The 15,443-nt window shown below is 70.5% G+C and carries 15 protein-coding genes; 7 read left to right on the top strand and 8 right to left on the bottom strand.

The genetic code is table 11. The features are described 5' to 3' along the window. The first annotated feature begins 60 nt into the window (after positions 1–60). Positions 61–747, top strand: a complete 687-nt coding sequence (locus UCD39_RS18045) for a lipid-binding SYLF domain-containing protein (RefSeq protein ID WP_330497259.1) — start codon at positions 61–63, stop codon at positions 745–747. 37 nt (positions 748–784) lie between these two features. Here UCD39_RS18045 and UCD39_RS18050 read toward each other — a convergent pair whose 3' ends face one another. From UCD39_RS18050 to hemC, 5 genes are read right to left on the bottom strand one after another with little or no spacing between them, the layout of a single operon-like run. Then, on the bottom strand, positions 785–1,765 hold the full coding sequence (locus UCD39_RS18050) for a cobalamin biosynthesis protein CobD/CbiB (RefSeq protein ID WP_330497260.1): 981 nt from the start codon (positions 1,763–1,765) through the stop codon (positions 785–787). Next, positions 1,762–3,234 (bottom strand): heme biosynthesis protein HemY, encoded by a 1,473-nt coding sequence (locus tag UCD39_RS18055; protein WP_330497261.1) that lies wholly within the window; start codon positions 3,232–3,234, stop codon positions 1,762–1,764. The genes UCD39_RS18050 and UCD39_RS18055 overlap by 4 nt, the downstream gene beginning before the upstream one ends. Then, positions 3,231–5,024 (bottom strand): COG4223 family protein, encoded by a 1,794-nt coding sequence (locus UCD39_RS18060; protein WP_330497262.1) that lies wholly within the window; start codon positions 5,022–5,024, stop codon positions 3,231–3,233. Before UCD39_RS18060 ends, UCD39_RS18055 begins: the two co-directional genes overlap by 4 nt. Positions 5,025–5,084: 60 nt before the next feature. After that, entirely contained in the window at positions 5,085–5,831 is a 747-nt protein-coding gene (locus UCD39_RS18065) for a uroporphyrinogen-III synthase (RefSeq protein ID WP_330497263.1), read from the bottom strand. Positions 5,832–5,852: 21 nt separating this feature from the next. Continuing rightward, on the bottom strand, positions 5,853–6,812 hold the full coding sequence (gene hemC, locus UCD39_RS18070) for a hydroxymethylbilane synthase (protein WP_330497264.1): 960 nt from the start codon (positions 6,810–6,812) through the stop codon (positions 5,853–5,855). A 126-nt stretch (positions 6,813–6,938) separates the two neighbouring features. Between hemC and tsaD the strand changes: the two genes are divergently transcribed. After that, entirely contained in the window at positions 6,939–7,994 is a 1,056-nt protein-coding gene (gene tsaD / locus UCD39_RS18075; protein WP_330497265.1) for a tRNA (adenosine(37)-N6)-threonylcarbamoyltransferase complex transferase subunit TsaD, read from the top strand. A 249-nt stretch (positions 7,995–8,243) separates the two neighbouring features. Here the strand turns inward: tsaD and UCD39_RS18080 are convergent, their stop codons facing one another. Then, positions 8,244–9,626, bottom strand: coding sequence for a metal-dependent hydrolase family protein (locus UCD39_RS18080; RefSeq protein WP_330497266.1), 1,383 nt, complete (start codon positions 9,624–9,626; stop codon positions 8,244–8,246). 188 nt (positions 9,627–9,814) lie between these two features. Here UCD39_RS18080 and UCD39_RS18085 point away from each other — a divergent pair, with 188 nt between their 5' ends. The 4 genes from UCD39_RS18085 (at position 9,815) to UCD39_RS18100 (ending at position 12,033) form a co-directional block, all read left to right on the top strand. After that, entirely contained in the window at positions 9,815–10,807 is a 993-nt protein-coding gene (locus tag UCD39_RS18085) for an NAD(P)H-dependent glycerol-3-phosphate dehydrogenase (RefSeq protein ID WP_330497267.1), read from the top strand. A 22-nt stretch (positions 10,808–10,829) separates the two neighbouring features. Further along, positions 10,830–11,111 (top strand): YciI family protein, encoded by a 282-nt coding sequence (locus UCD39_RS18090; protein ID WP_330497268.1) that lies wholly within the window; start codon positions 10,830–10,832, stop codon positions 11,109–11,111. Positions 11,112–11,273: 162 nt separating this feature from the next. Next, the gene (locus tag UCD39_RS18095) at positions 11,274–11,687 is read left to right on the top strand and encodes an EVE domain-containing protein (RefSeq protein ID WP_330497269.1); all 414 of its coding nucleotides are present in this window, start codon (positions 11,274–11,276) and stop codon (positions 11,685–11,687) included. Continuing rightward, entirely contained in the window at positions 11,680–12,033 is a 354-nt protein-coding gene (locus UCD39_RS18100; protein WP_330497270.1) for a Rieske (2Fe-2S) protein, read from the top strand. The genes UCD39_RS18095 and UCD39_RS18100 overlap by 8 nt, the downstream gene beginning before the upstream one ends. A 38-nt stretch (positions 12,034–12,071) precedes the next feature. Here the strand turns inward: UCD39_RS18100 and UCD39_RS18105 are convergent, their stop codons facing one another. Next, positions 12,072–12,398 (bottom strand): hypothetical protein, encoded by a 327-nt coding sequence (locus UCD39_RS18105; RefSeq protein WP_330497271.1) that lies wholly within the window; start codon positions 12,396–12,398, stop codon positions 12,072–12,074. A gap of 520 nt (positions 12,399–12,918) precedes the next feature. On the opposite strand from UCD39_RS18105, the gene acs reads away from it, so the two are divergent. Next, positions 12,919–14,859 (top strand): acetate--CoA ligase, encoded by a 1,941-nt coding sequence (gene acs / locus UCD39_RS18110; protein ID WP_330497272.1) that lies wholly within the window; start codon positions 12,919–12,921, stop codon positions 14,857–14,859. 75 nt (positions 14,860–14,934) lie between these two features. Here acs and UCD39_RS18115 read toward each other — a convergent pair whose 3' ends face one another. Then, positions 14,935–15,441 carry an MmcB family DNA repair protein gene (locus UCD39_RS18115; RefSeq protein WP_330497273.1) on the bottom strand — a complete coding sequence of 169 codons (507 nt, stop codon included), beginning with the start codon at positions 15,439–15,441 and terminating at the stop codon, positions 14,935–14,937. Between the last annotated feature and the right edge of the window lie 2 nt (positions 15,442–15,443).

The following is a 15,443-nucleotide window of genomic DNA, read 5'->3' on the forward strand; positions in this document are numbered from 1 at the left end:
GCCAACAACGTCAAAAGCTGGTTCAGCCCCGCTGAACCGCGACTAAAGAGGATGAGGACGATGATCGATCGGCGGCAGGTGTTGGCGGGTGCGGCGGCGGGTTTCGCGCTGGCGCTGGGAACCGCGATGCCGGCGCGGGCGGAGGTGACGGAGGCGCAGCTGATGGTGGAGCGCGCGCGCCTGACCGCCATGACCCTGCTGGGTGACCCGCAGTACGCCCCGTTGAAAAGCCTGCTGGGCCGGGCCAAGGGCGTGTTGATCCTGCCCAACGTCATCCAGGCCGGTTTCTTCCTGGGCGGCGGCGGCGGCACCGGCGTGCTGGTGGCGCGCGGTAGCGACGGGTCGTGGAGCGGCCCGGCCTTCTACACCATGGCGGAGGCCAGCTTCGGCCTACAGTTCGGGGGCCAGCAGGCGCAGATGATGCTGGTCATCATGACCGACAAGGGCCTGAACGCCGTCATGGACCGCAGCGTGAAACTGGGCGCCGACGCCAAGGTGGCGGTGGGCGAGCTGGGCACCCAGGTGGGCGCCGGCTATGGCGTGGGCATGGACGCCGACATGTACGTCTATGCCAAGACCAGCGGCCTGTTCGGCGGCCTGGCCGTCGACGGCTCGGTCATCACCCCGCGCAAGGAATGGAACGACATCTTCTACGGCCAGCAGACCACGCCCGAACAAATCCTGCTGGACCGCGCTTTCTTCCGGCCGGAGGCACAGGCGCTGGCGGCGGTGCTGAGCCAGCCGTAAGGGTGTTCCTCACGCACCGGCAGCGCGGACGGAATCGCTAAGCCCACACCAGCGCCAACAGCGCGATGCACACGGCCATCAGGCTGGCGGCACTGGTGAGGGCGACGACGGCGCGCAGGTCGCTGGTGTCGACGCGGGCTCGGCCGGTGCCCAGCCAGTCCTCATAGACCACGATCTCGCCCTCCTTGCGGGGGCCGGCCAGCGCCAGGTTCAGGGCGCGCGCCACGGCGTGGAGCGGCAGGGCCGCCGTGCCCTGGATATGATGGGTGCGCAGGGCGGCCAGCGCCAGGGCCGGGCGGCTGCCCGGCACGATCAGGCAGCCCGCCGCCAGGAACAGCACGGTCAGGCGGGCGGGCACCCAGTCCATGACGCCCAGGGCGCGTCGTGCCGGCCGGCCAAAGGCGGCGTAGCGGGGGGACGTGTGGCCCACCGTCGCCGCCACCGTTTCCACCGTCACCCACATCATCAGCCCCGGCAGGTCGAACAGCGCGAACCAGAACAGCGGCGCCACCAGGCCCCGGCTGGCCTGGCCCACCAGCGCCTCCATGCCCGCCCGCAGCACGGCGTGCCGGTCCATGGACCAGACGGGCTTGTGCGTCAGGGGCGCCACCGCCTGGCGCAACGCGTCCTCATCCGCCGCCGGCGCCGCCGCCAGCAGGGTGCGCATCGTGACCAGCAGCCGCCCGAAAACCAGCGCCCGGGTCACCAGCAGCAGCGACAGAAGCCACGCCACGCGCAGGTGCACGGCGGCGATGGTCAGCACCAGGGCCGCCAGCCCCACGCCCCCGGTGAGCACCAGCACCAGCAGGGCGCCGCGCGCCAGGCGCACACTGTCCAGCCGCTCGATGCGGTTCAGGCGCTTGTCCGCCCAGCGTACGGCCTGGGCCAACTGCCCCTGCGGCGTCATCAGCCAGCGATCCACGGCGGGAAAGCCGGCGATGAAGGCGTTCAGCGCCAGGGCCAAGGCCAGCAACAGCAGCGATTCCGCCCGGGGCGGGGCGAAGGGCAGGGGAATCATGACCGGCGGCCGGGCCTGAGGCTGGCAAGCGTGAAGGACGGCAGACGCCCGCCGAGGCGGGACGCTGCACCGGCGCCCTCGCCCCCCTCCGCCGCCGGCTCCGGCGGCGGCAGGAAGCCCAGCGTCTCGGCCGGCACGCTTCCCTGGGCGGCACCGCCGGGAAGCCGCCAGGCAAGGGTGTCGAAGCCGCCGCAATGGGCGCACAGCGCCCCCCAGGCCGGGTTCACACCCCCACAGGACCGGCACACCCAGGCCGGGTCGGCGGCGGCCTTGGCCGCCTGGGCCAGATGGCCCCGCTCTTCCGGTCCCGGACCATGCTCCGCCACGGCCACGGCCGCCAGGCGGCGGTAGACGCGCGCGCTGGGACGCAAGGTCAGCGCCCGGGTCAGATGGCCGCGCGCCAGGCCCCACAGACGGGCCTCGACCGCCGCGTCGGCCAAGGCGACGTGCGCCTCCGGCACGGTCGCGTCAATGGCCACCAGCGCCTCCAGCCGCTTCACGCGGGCCAGCGGATCGGCGGCATCCCCGGCCTTTTCCCCAGCCGCGCCCCAGGCGGCGGCCAAATCGGGGTGGGGCGAGGCCCGCCAGGCCTGTTCCAAGGCGCGCGTGGCGGCGCGGGCCGAACCGGTGGCGGCCAGCAGGCGGGCCGCCTGGACCGCGGCCGGCACGGACCCCGGCTCCAGATCATGCGCCTTGCGCGCCAGCGCCAGGGCTTGGTCCTGGTTGCCGTCGGCCTCCGCCGCCCGGCTGCGTTCGACCAGCAGGGCCGCGCGATGGCGGCGCAGGGTTTCCGGGGGCAGCGCCTTGGCCGAGGTCAGGGCGTCCAAGGTGGTCGCCGCCGCCGTCCAATCGCCGGCGCGGGCCTGCAGGTCGAACTGCGTCAGCAGGGGCCAGCGCGCCTTGGGCTTCAGGGCCCGCGCCTCCTGGGCCAGCTCCAGGGCCTGCCGGGTCTTGCCCGCCGCCAAGGCCTGCAGGGCCAGGCCGCGCAAGCCGACGAAGGCCATGTCCGGCTGCTTCAGCGCGGCCCCCCGGTCGCGCATGGCGGCATAATGGCCGGCCGCCGCCGCCTCATCGCCCGCCAGCTGCGCGGCCTGCGCCGACAGAAGCAGGGTCAGCGACGGCTCATTCAGCAGCGCCTCCGCCTTCGCCGCGAGGCGGCTGGCGGCGGCGGTGTCGCCACTGGCCACCGCCAGGAAGCCGCGGCTGAGCGCCTGGTACCCGCGCGTCCGCCGGCTGGTGCGCCGTCCCGCGCCGAAGCGCCGGGGGCTGCGCCACAGCAGCAGGAGCAGGCGGACCAGGACATAGGCCACCACCGCCACGACCAGCAGCGCCGCGGCCACTACCCCCACCTGGGTCTGGACGATGTATCCCTGCCAATCCAGGCGCAGGGTGCCGGGCCGCTGCGCCACCCAGACCGCCAAAGCGACCACCAGGCCCAGGCGCAGCAGGAACCAGAGGGTCCGCCTCATGGGTGACCCCCTTCAGCCGGCTGTTGGCCACTGGGGGGTTGAGAGGCGGGCGGTTGAGCCGCATCCTCGGGTGGCTTCGGCTGCTCCGGCTGGGGCGTCTCACCCTTGCCGGACTCCGACGGGGTGGGCGACGGCTCGGCGGGCGCGCTTTCGGCCGGCTTGGCCTTGGGGGCCGGCAGGCCGGCCTGCACATCGCTGACGGCGCGGCGCGATAGCCGGGCCATGGCCTCGTCGGCGCTCAGCCGCGCCTGGGCATCCCGCAGCCAGGCCTGGACCTCGGGCGCGGCGGCCGGCGGACCGGACAGGGCCGACATCTCCGCCACCGCCGTGCCGATATCGCCCCGGTCCAGGGCGGCGCCGGCACGCGACACGACGGCGTCGGGGGCGTTGCCCTCCAGGCGGCCATCCTTGCGGCGAATGGTGACCAGGGCCTTGAGCCGGCCCCAGAGGGTTTCCAGCCAATCCGCCCCCTCCGGCACCTGGGCGGCGCGCTGAGCGGCGGCGGCGGCGCGGTCGAAGCCTTCACGCAGGGCGACGGGGCCGGCCAGGCCGGTGGCCTGGCTTTGCGCCAGCCGGTCCAGCGCCTGGCGCAGGGTGTCATCCTCCGGCGCCAAGCCGCGCACGGCCGACAACTCAACGCCATAAGGCCGGCCAGACATGAGGGCCGCCTGCAACTGGTTGGTGGCCACCAGCAGGGCCTGCCCACGGCCGGCGGCGGCGGTTTGGGCGGCCAAGCGTCCTGACAGCTCCTCCCGCTGCTGCGCCGACTGGGCCAGCGCCTGCTCCAGCGCGCGCTGCCGTTCGGTCAGGCGGTTGAACTGGTCGGTCATCTGTTCCAGCCGCGCGGCCAAGGCCGGGTCGGGCGCCGCCGAGGCGGGCGCGCCATCGGCGGACGGCGCCTCTGGGGAAGCCGGTGCTGCGGCCAGCTTGGCCTTGAGGTCGGCCACCTCCTGCTCCAGCGCCTGTTGGTGCTGGGCGGCGGCGCTCAGGCGGCGGGCCATCTCGGCCAGCGTCGCCTCCACCCCCGCCTGCTCCGCCGACGGGGTAGGCAGGGCAGCCGAGGCGGACGCCCCAGGCGCCAGTCCGGCCCGGACCAACCAGGGATCGAGGCTGCCTGACCGGTACAACGACCAGCCCCCGGCACCCAGCGCGCCCAGGGACAGCAACAGCGCCAGGGCCGACACGGCGCCGCCGCCCCGGCGGGGCGGTGGCGCGGCGGGGCGCGGTGGATCGCGGCGGATGGCGTCGGCCTTGGGAATCTCCATGCGCGGCGTCTCCGTCCTGGAAGAGTCAGGCCTAGGCGAGTCAGCCGGCGAACTGGTGGAGGCGCTGGCCCTCGGCGGCTCCGCCCGGAAGGCTTCCAGCCTGGGGGGCTCCGGCCTTTCCGGTTGCGGCTTTGGCGCCTCCGGGAGGGAGGGGGCCGGCGACGGCACGGCATGCCCTTCGGCACGGGGTTCAACAGCGCCGGGCAGGGCGATGACAGCGGGGGCGGCCGGCGCGGCGGGAACCTCGGGCGCGCCCATCACCGCGTCCAGTTCGGCGGCGGTCAGGGGGATGCCCAGGCGCGTGGCCGCCGCCTCCAGGTCGGCGCGGCGGTTGGGCGGGATGTGCCCACGCTTTTTCCAGCCCTGGACCGTGGTCACCGGGATGCCCAGCTTGGCCGCCATGGGACGGATGCCGCCGAACCGTTCGACGATGGCGTCCACCTGCGGGTTGGCGCCCGCCTGGCCCAGGCCAGCAGGCACCAGGCCGGTTTGGGGGGACGTCGCGTCCGAACCTTCACCGCTCATACGGCGATCCTTTCATCCTTCAAAGCGTACCCTGTCAACGCGGACCCTGCCGGCGGCCGGTCAGGCCCCGGGCCCGCGCCCCAGCAGGTCGAGCAAGGCCGCCTGGTTGGGATGGGCGGCCACGGCCACATGGCGGAAAACCCCGGGGCGGAAGGAATGCACCCCGTCGTGATCATCCCGCTCCAGGGCGCCCGCCACCGCCGGGCTGAGGCACAGGGCTGAGACGGCGGCCAGATCGGCGCCGCCCTGTACCGCAAGGTTAACAAACGTACGCGCCGACCGGGGAGAAAAAAGCAGCACATGGGTGATGGACCCCGCCGCCAAGGCATCGCGCACCTCCGGCAACAGGGCATCGGCGGCCACGGTGCGGTATAGGGCCAGGCGCCGTGTGGCATAGCCCTGGGCCGCCAAATCACCGGCCGGGTCGCCCGCCACATCGGCCCCGGCCGCGTGCAGCAGCAGGCCCTCGCTCACCGGCACCTCATCCGCCACCAAGCGCACCAGGGCATCGGCATCGCCGGCGGCGGAGCGCACGGTGGTGAAGCCCAGCCCCCGCGCCACGTCGGCGGTGCGGTCGCCCACGGCGTACAACGGCCACGTACGGGGCGCGTTCAGGCGGGCCAGGGCCCGTACACCGTTGGCGCTGGTGATCAGGACGGCGCGCACCGCATCCGCCGGCGGCAGGGCCCCGTCCAGCCAGTCCACCTTCAGCAGCGGATCAACCAGGACCTGGTGGCCCAGCGCCGCCACGGCCGCCGCCGTGCGGTCGGCCTCCGGCTGGGGACGGGTGATCAGGACGGTGGCCATGGGTGCCGTCCGCTATCGTGGTCAGGAGACGGTGAAGATGCCAGGCGGCAACCGGCCCTTCAACTCCGCGCCCGCGTCCAGGCCGGCGGCCAGCGCGTCGGTGGCGAGGAAACGGCGGCTGGTGGTGACGATGGTGCGGCCGTCCGGGCTGAGGGCCATGGCGTCCAGTTCCAGCGCCCCCTCCCCCACCACGCGGGCCAGCGCGGCGATGGGGGTGCGGCAGGACCCGTCCAGGGCGGACAGCACGCCGCGCTCCGCCGTCACGCGCAGGGCGGTTTCAGCACAGTTCAGAGGGGCCAGCAGACCGTTGGTCACAGTGTCGGCGACGCGCGTCTCGATGCCGATGGCGCCCTGGGCCACGGCGGGCAGCATGAGGTCCGCCTCCAGCACCGCGGTCGCGTGCCCCTCCAGGTTTAGGCGGCGCAGGCCGGCCATGGCCAGCAGGGTGGCGTCCACCTCGCCCTCGGCCAGCTTGCGCAGGCGGGTCTGCACATTGCCGCGCAGGGGCACCACGGTCAGATCGGGGCGGCGGGCCAGCACCTGCGCCTGGCGGCGCAGGCTGGCGGTACCGACGACGGCGCCGGCCGGCAACTGCAGCAGGGTGGCGCCGTCGCGGCTGAACCAGGCGTCGCGCGGGTCCTCGCGCGGCAGCAGGCAGGTGATGTCCAGCCCCGCCGGCAGCACCGTGGGCACGTCCTTCATCGAATGGACGGCCAGGTCGATCTCCCCCGCCAGCAGGGCGTCCTCGATCTCCTTGGTGAACAGGCCCTTGCCACCGGCCTCCGCCAGGGTGCGGTCCAGGATGCGGTCGCCCGTCGTCTTGATGACAACGATTTCGATGACACCGGGCGCCGCCAGGTGCGGGTGGGCCGCTCCCAGCCGGTCGCGCGTCTCATGCGCCTGGGCTAGGGCGAGCGGGCTGCCCCGCGTTCCTATGCGGAGGGGGGCCTGCGGGGTATGGGAGGGCGTCGCGGTCGTCATGCTTGCCTGTCTATCGCCCTTTGCGGTTGCGGGAAAGGCCCCGGTCGGTGACAACGGCGCAAATCGTGCCGATTTGATATGGCTTAAATCCGGTGGACACCGGATCGGCCCCGAAGGTTTTACGTCATGATCGTCCTGGGTATCGAGACCAGTTGTGATGAGACCGCCTGCGCCATCGTCGACGATACGCGCGCCATCCGCGCCAACGTCGTGCTGTCGCAGCTGGATGAGCACCGCCCCTATGGCGGCGTGGTGCCGGAGGTGGCCGCCCGCGCCCACCTGCATTACCTGGACGGCCTGATCCGCCAGGCCCTGGATGAGGCGCACCTGGATCTGGGCCAGGTGGATGCCATCGCCGCCACCGGCGGACCCGGCCTGATCGGCGGGGTGATCGTCGGCGTCATGACGGCCAAGGCCATGGCGGCCGCGCGCGGCCTGCCCTTCGTCGCCGTCAACCACCTCGAAGGCCACGCCCTGACGGCGCGCCTGACCAACGACGTGCCCTTCCCTTATCTGCTGTTGCTGGTGTCGGGCGGGCATTGCCAGTTGCTGGAGGTGGAGGGCGTGGGCCAATACCGCCGCCTGGGCACCACCATCGACGACGCGGTGGGCGAGGCCTTCGACAAGACGGCCAAGCTGCTGGGCCTGGGCTATCCCGGCGGCCCGTTGCTGGAGAAGGCCGCACAGAAGGCCACCAACCCCAGCCGCTTCGACCTGCCGGCCCCGATGAAGGGGCGGCCGGACTGCGACTTCTCCTTCTCCGGCCTCAAGACCGCGGTGCGCCGGCATGTGGAGCAGCTGGGCACGCCGACCGAGGCGGACGTGGCGGATCTCGCCGCCGCCTTCCACCATGCCGTAGGGCAGTCGCTGCTGGACCGCTGCGACCGCGCCATCAAGGCTTTCAAGGGGCGCCACCCTACCGGCAAACACCTGGTGGTCGCTGGTGGGGTGGCGGCCAACAAATATCTGCGCGAGCAGTTGGCCAAGCTGGCGGCCAAGCGCGGCCTGACCTTCACCGCCCCGCCCCTGGCGCTGTGCACCGACAACGCCGCCATGATCGCCTGGGCGGGGCTGGAGCGCTTCCGCCTGGGCCAGACCGACGGCCTGGACTTCGCCCCCCGCCCCCGCTGGCCGCTGGACCCGACCGCGAAGCCGATGAAGTTCGCGGGGGTTAAGGCGTAAGCGCCGCGTCAGCCGGCGCTATTGCTTGGGCGAAATGGCATCGCCCGGGTCGAGGACCTCGATAGGCCAATGCTTGGCCTCATAATCGGCGATGTCCAAGGCGATCAAATCAAAGTCGCCAGCCTCCGCTGTGCCTGGGGCCGGCTCGTTGTCAAAGAAGCGCTCAATGTCGGCCTGGGCCTTTTCGTAGTCCGCTTCGAAGCCTCTAGGCAGGTGCCCCCGGCCACCGCCGGCCGGGGGCCGCCTCGCTCAATGCGCCGTGCTGGTGAATACCTGCTCGGCACCGCCTTTCTTGAAGACGACGCCACCCTTCATCACGAAGTCGACCTTGCCCATCAGGGTGATGTCCTTGGTCGGGTCGCCGGGGACGGCGACGATGTCGGCGTACTTGCCGGCGGCGACGCTGCCGATGTCCTTGTCCTTCTTCAGCAGGGTGGCGGCGTTGATGGTCGCCATCTGCAGGGTGTAGATCGCCGGCATGCCCACCTGGACCAGCAGGGGGAAATCCTTCCAGTTCTCACCATGCGGGTAGACCCCGGCATCGGTGCCATAGGCGAACTTCACCCCCGCCTTGTAGGCGTCGCCCACCGTCTTCATCAGCTGCGGCCCCACCAGCAGGGCCTTGGCCTGCACCGCCGGCGGATAGGCGTGGGGGTTGCCCTTGGCCTTCTCGGTCACATAGGTGCCGGTGTAGAGGGTGGGCACGTAATAGGTGCCGTGCTCCTTCATCAGCTTCATGTCCTGGGCGTCCATGAAGGTGCCGTGCTCGATGCTGTCGGCGCCGGCGACGACGGCGCGGCGGATGCCCTCCGCCCCGTGGGCGTGGACGCCGACGATGTAGCCATACTCGTGCGCCGCCGTGACCAGGGCCTTGGTCTCCTCCTCCGTCAACTGGCTGTTGTCGACGCTGCCCGACAGGTCCAGCACGCCGCCGGTGGTCATGATCTTGATGGTGTCGACATTCTGCTTGTAGTGCTCGCGCACCGCCTTCCAGGCGTCGGCCGTGCCGTTGATGATGCTGTCATGCGCGCCCACGTCGGGCTGCAGATCCATGCGCAGGCCGTCGCCGTCGTCGGCATGGCCGCCGGTGGAGCCGATGGCGGGCCCGGCCGTCAGGATGCGCGGGCCGGGGACCCAGCCCTTGTTGATCTGGTCGCGCAGGGCCACCGTCTCATAATGGCTGTCGCCCAGGTTGCGCACGGTGGTGAAGCCGCCCAGCAGGGTCCGCTTCGCCCATACCGTGCTGCGCACCACCCAGTCGGCCAGGTTGAAGTGCAGCATGTCGCTGTAGACCGTGGGCGAGAACTCGCTGCTGATGTGGACATGGGCGTCGATCAGGCCGGGCAGGCAGGTTTCCCCTGCCAGGTCCACCACATCGGCATCGGGGCGGGTGACGGTGCCGGGCACCACCTCCACCACCCGCTCACCCTGGATGACCACGCTGGTCGCCCCCAGCATCTTACCCGCCACCGAATCCAGCAGCGCCGGGCAGTGCAGGACCACCGGCTTGGGCGGCACGTCTGGAGCCTGGGCGGCAACCGGGCCCGAGAGGGAGACCAGCGCGCAGCCGGCCAGCAAGGCAAAGGAACGGGCGGCGCGGCGACGCGCCGTCGACAGACGACCAACAGCCATTTTCGGCATCCCCTTATGTGAAGCCATATCCCTGATTCATCCGCCGGTTACCCCACCGGTCGGCTGACGCCACGGTAGCATCGGCCCCCGCCCGCCGCCACCGGCCCCTTGCGGCGACCGTTGCGAACCGGGGCCCATCCGGGGTAAGCCAAAGCCGGCAGACGCTTACCGGTTCGGAAGGGGACGAAATGCAGCGCATCGGTGTCATCGGCGCGGGTGCCTGGGGCACGGCCTTGGCCATGGCCGCCCGCCGGGCCGGGCGCGACGTGGTGCTGTGGGCGCGTGAGGCCGAGGTGGTGACCGCCATCAACGGCCGGCATGAGAACACCCCTTTCCTGCCCGGCGTGCCCCTGGACCATGACATCCGCGCCACCGCCGACCTGGCGGAGGCCGCCCAGGCCGACGCCGTGCTGCTGGTCACCCCGGCGCAGCACATCCGCGCCACCACATCCCGACTGAAACCCCTGCTGGCCGCCGGCACCCCCGTCGTGCTGTGCGCCAAGGGCATCGAGATCGCCACCGGCAGCCTGATGACCGAGGTGGCGGCCGGCGAGTTGCCCGACACCCCCTTGGCCGTGCTGTCCGGCCCCACCTTCGCCGCCGAAGTGGCGCGCGGCCTGCCCACGGCCGTGACCCTGGCCTGCCGGGACCCACAGGTCAGCCAGCGTCTGGCCCAGGCCCTGGGCAGCCTGACCTTCCGCCCCTATGCCAGCGATGACCTGGTGGGGGCGGAGATCGGCGGCGCGGTGAAGAACGTGCTGGCCATCGCCTGCGGCATCGTCGCCGGCCGCGCCTTGGGCGACAACGCCCGCGCCGCCCTGATCACCCGCGGCCTGGCAGAGATCGCCCGCCTAGGCCAGTCACTGGGCGCCAAGCCGGAAACCTTCATGGGCCTGTCCGGCCTGGGCGACCTGACGCTGACCTGCGGCAGCCTGCAATCCCGCAACATGTCGTTGGGCCACGCCCTGGGTCAGGGCCAGCCGCTGGCCACCATCCTGGCCGGCCGCACCTCCGTGGCGGAGGGCGTCTACACGGCGGAAGCCGTGGTGCGCTTGGCCGCCCGCTGCCAGGTGGACATGCCCATCTGCCAGGCGGTGGACGCCATCCTGAACCATGGCGCCGACGTCAACGCCACCATCCAATCCCTGCTGTCCCGCCCCCTCAAACCCGAGGGCGCCTAAGCCTTCCCGGAGAGCCATCCCCATGCATTTCGCCATCACCTGCACCGATAAGCCCGGCCACCTGGATCTGCGCCTGGCCACCCGCCCGCGGCATTTGGAGTACCTGGACGGTCAGGTGGACCACATCGTCGTGGCCGGCCCCCTGCTGGACGCCGAGGGCAAGCCCACGGGCAGCCTGCTGGTCGTGGATTTCCCGGATGAGGCCGACGCCCAGGCCTTCGCCGCCGCCGACCCCTATGCCGAAGCCGGCCTTTTCGCTTCCGTAACGATCCAGCCCTTCCGCGTCGTTTACCCAAAGGCCTGACCAGCGCCATCACCAGCCCACCCCCGCTTTTCTTAGGATGCGACCCCCTTTTCACATAAAGGAGGGCCTGAGATTTACGGGGAGCGTAGCGGACTGGAAATCGAGGATAAGCCAAGCGGCCGGATGGCCGCGCCCGGCGCCTGAGGGAACAAGGAACCAAACATGTCCTACTGGCTGGTGAAGTCGGAACCCTTCAAATATTCCTGGGACAAGTTCGTGGCCGACGGCCGCACCCATTGGGATGGCGTGCGCAATTACCAGGCCGCCAACAACCTGAAGGCCATGAAGGTGGGTGACCGCGCCTTCTTCTATCATTCCAACGAGGGGCTGGAGATCGTGGGCATCGCCGAGGTGGTCCGCGAGGCCTATCCCGACCCGTCGGATGAAAGCGGCCGCTTCGTCATGGTGGACCTGAAGCCGGTGACGCCGGTGAAGACGCCCCTGACCCTGAAGAACATCAAGGCCGACCCCGAATTGTCCAGCATGGCCCTGGTGCGCCAGTCGCGCCTGTCCGTCTGCCCCATCACGGAGGCGGAATGGAAAAACGCCTGCCAGCGCATGGGCGTCGATGCCTGACGCTGTTCCCTCTCCCCTGTGTCGCCTGGACGACATCCCCGACGGCCAAGCTAAGGGAATCAATTGGGGCAGCGGCGCCGACCGCCAGGAAATCCTGGTTGCCCGGCGCGGCGGCGCGGTGTTCGCGTATCACAACCGCTGCCCCCATGTCGGCACCACCCTGGACTGGACGCCCGATCAATTCATGAGCGCCGATGGCCAGCATCTTCAGTGCGCCACCCACGGCGCCCTGTTCCGGGTGGATGACGGCCTGTGCCTGCGCGGCCCCTGCGCCGGCCGTGGCCTGACACCAGTAGCCGTCCGGGTCAAGGATGGCGCGCTGTACCTGGACATCGCCGCCGCTTGAGCGCGTACGGCGGCGCCGACAAGTCGTTACGGGAAGCGTCAGGCCGACCGGGTCTTCATGGTGGCGGCGAAATCCTCGGTCGTCGTGACCATGCGGCGGGCGATCACCCCCACCTCGCGGGCGACATCGGCGACGGTGGGTGTGGATAGGACGTCGGCGGCGTCATTGGCGACGGCGGCGGACGAGGCGGCCCGCCCCTCCCCCGTGGCCAAGCCGGAGGTCGCGCGCGCCACGGCCGGGTGCGAGAGCGCGCGCAGCACGCTATCGATGGCCATCAGGCTGGTTCGGCTACTGATCTGGCTCAAGCGGCCGATCAGGTCCGTGGCGTCCTGTCCTGCACCGTTGTCCCCAACACCGGTCGTCATGGTCGTCCTATCCGCGGAGCTACGGGCGCCGTCGCAGGGGCGGCCGCCGATGACAATAACAGCCTTATCAATAACACAAAATGAACACGCGCGGCAGCGACGCCAATGGAGAGGGGGTGGGGAAATCACCCGATCACTCCGCAACCTCCAGGAGCCCCCTTGGGCACCGCCCTGAACGGTTGGCGGGGTGATCTATGTCATGGCCCCATCGCCGTCGATGGTTTCCCATGCCACGACTCCGCCGGAAAAAACAAGGCGAACCCCCAGGGCTGACGCGAAATTTACCAGCGGCCGCAACGGCCTGGCGCTTGTGGAATGCGGGGGCAAGAGGGATACTCGGGCCGGTAAGCGATGGCCATCGCCGCCGGGCATGAACTAGACGATGCCGGCCAGCGCCCCCCGATGTGGAGGGGGCAAGCCGGACAGGGATGGCGGCTTCGGAAGGGGTATACCCCGCGAGGGAGTGGGCCCGCGAAGCCCCGGCAGGCGACAACACATCAGGGAAGGAAACCAAGGTCCCATGAGCAACAACACCCTGTTCCCCGTTCCCGACGCGGTGGCGGCAGACGCCTGGGTCGACGCGACGAAATACCAGCAGATGTATGACCGCTCGATCAGTGATCCGGACGGGTTCTGGGGCGAGCATGGCCGCCGGCTGGACTGGATTCAGCCCTACACCAAGGTGAAGAACACCAGCTTCACCGGCGATGTGTCCATCCGCTGGTATGAGGACGGCGTGCTGAACGCCTGCGCCAACTGTGTGGATCGCCACCTGCCCGCGCGCGCCGACCAGACCGCCATCCTGTGGGAGGGCGACAGCCCATCCGAACACAAGCACATCACCTATTCCGAGCTGTACGACAACGTCACCCGCCTGGCCAATGTGCTGAAGGCGCGCGGCGTTAAGAAGGGTGACCGCGTCACCATCTACCTGCCCATGATCCCGGAGGCGGCCTACGCCATGCTGGCCTGCGCCCGCATCGGCGCCGTCCATTCCGTGGTGTTCGGCGGCTTCTCCCCCGACAGCCTGAAGGACCGGGTGCAGGACTGCGGCAGCAGCGTCGTCATCACCGCCGACGAGGGCCTGCGCGGCGGCCGCAAGGTGGGCCTGAAGGTCAACGCCGACCAGGCCCTGAAGTCCTGCCCCAGCGTGGACACGGTCATCGTCGTGCGCCGCACCGGCGGGGCCGTGAACTGGGTCGAAGGCCGGGACATCTGGTATCACGAGGCGGTGGCCGCCGCCTCCCCCGATTGCCCGCCGGAACCGATGAACGCGGAAGATCCGCTGTTCATCCTCTACACCTCCGGTTCCACCGGGAAGCCCAAGGGCGTGCTGCACACCACCGGCGGCTATCTGGTCTATGCCAGCATGACGCACCAGTACGTCTTCGACTACCACGAGGGCGATGTCTACTGGTGCACGGCCGACGTAGGCTGGGTCACCGGCCACAGCTACATCCTGTACGGGCCGCTGGCCAACGGCGCCGTGACCCTGATGTTCGAGGGCGTGCCCAACTATCCGGACAGCGGGCGCTTCTGGGAGGTCATCGACAAGCACAAGGTCAACATCTTCTACACCGCCCCAACCGCCATCCGCGCCCTGATGCGCGAGGGCGAGGGGCCGGTGAAGCGCCATAGCCGCAAGAGCCTGCGCCTGCTGGGTTCGGTGGGGGAACCCATCAACCCCGAGGCCTGGCTGTGGTACCACTCCGTGGTGGGGGATGAGCGCTGCCCCATCGTCGACACCTGGTGGCAGACGGAAACCGGCGGCATCCTGATCACCCCGCTGCCCGGCGCCACCGCCACGAAGCCAGGCTCGGCCACCCGCCCGTTCTTCGGCGTGAAGCCGGTCATCGTCGACAATGAGGGCCATCTGCTGGAAGGCGCCACCGAGGGCAATCTCTGCATCGCCGACAGCTGGCCCGGCCAGATGCGCACCGTGTTCGGCGACCACGAGCGCTTCAAGCAGACCTATTTCTCCACCTTCGCCGGCAAGTATTTCACCGGCGACGGCTGCCGCCGGGACGAGGACGGCTATTACTGGATCACCGGCCGTGTGGACGACGTCATCAACGTTTCCGGCCACCGCCTGGGCACGGCCGAGGTGGAAAGCGCGCTGGTCGCCCACCCCAAGGTGGCCGAGGCCGCCGTCGTCGGCTACCCGCACGACATCAAGGGCCAGGGCATCTACGCCTACGTCACCCTGAACGCCGGCGAAACGCCTTCGGAGGAGTTGCGCAAAGAGTTGGTGGCATGGGTGCGCAAGGAGATCGGGCCCATCGCCACGCCCGACCTGATCCAATGGGCGCCGGGCCTGCCCAAGACCCGCTCCGGCAAGATCATGCGCCGCATCCTGCGCAAGATCGCCGCCAACGAGCATGAGGCGCTGGGCGACACGTCCACCCTAGCCGATCCCACGGTCGTCACCGACCTGGTGGACAGCCGCATGAACCGGGCCTGAGGCACCGTATCATCCATGACGGAAAGGCCGGCCGGGGTAACCTGGCCGGCTTTTTTCTTTGAGTATCGGCGCGTATCACAGCGCCGTCGGCCGGGGATCTTCCACCTGGTGCAGGCGCTGGAAGGCCTGCATGGCCACGCGCAGCAACAGGGTCTTGCGCCGCGCGGCGTTCAGTTTGACCTCGGGCCCCTCGCGCAGGATTTCCGCGCCATAGCCATCGGCAACGATCAGGCCGCATTCCTCGGGGATCAGTTCCTGGGGAAAGTCCTCGCCCACGGCGAAATAGAAACGGTCGCAGAACTCCAGGTAATCACCCCATTTGTGGTCGGCGCGGAAATCGGCGACGGAGCTTTTGATCTCGACGATGGTGACGGTGCCGTCGCCGGCCAGGGCCAGGATGTCGGCGCGGCGGTTGTTGGCCAGCGGCACCTCCAGCATGGAGCGCATGCCGCGGTGGACCAGCATGCGGCGCACACCACGCGCCAGCAGCAGGGCGCGCTCCATGCCGGGCCGGCCAAAGAAGGGCGGCACAGTGGCGGGAATGACGAAGTCAGCCGCATCGTCGTCGGAGGGTGCGGACATGG

The sequence above is a fragment of the Nitrospirillum karajorum genome, from assembly GCF_036348415.1.
In the GTDB taxonomy this organism is placed as follows: Bacteria; Pseudomonadota; Alphaproteobacteria; order Azospirillales; family Azospirillaceae; genus Nitrospirillum; species Nitrospirillum amazonense_B.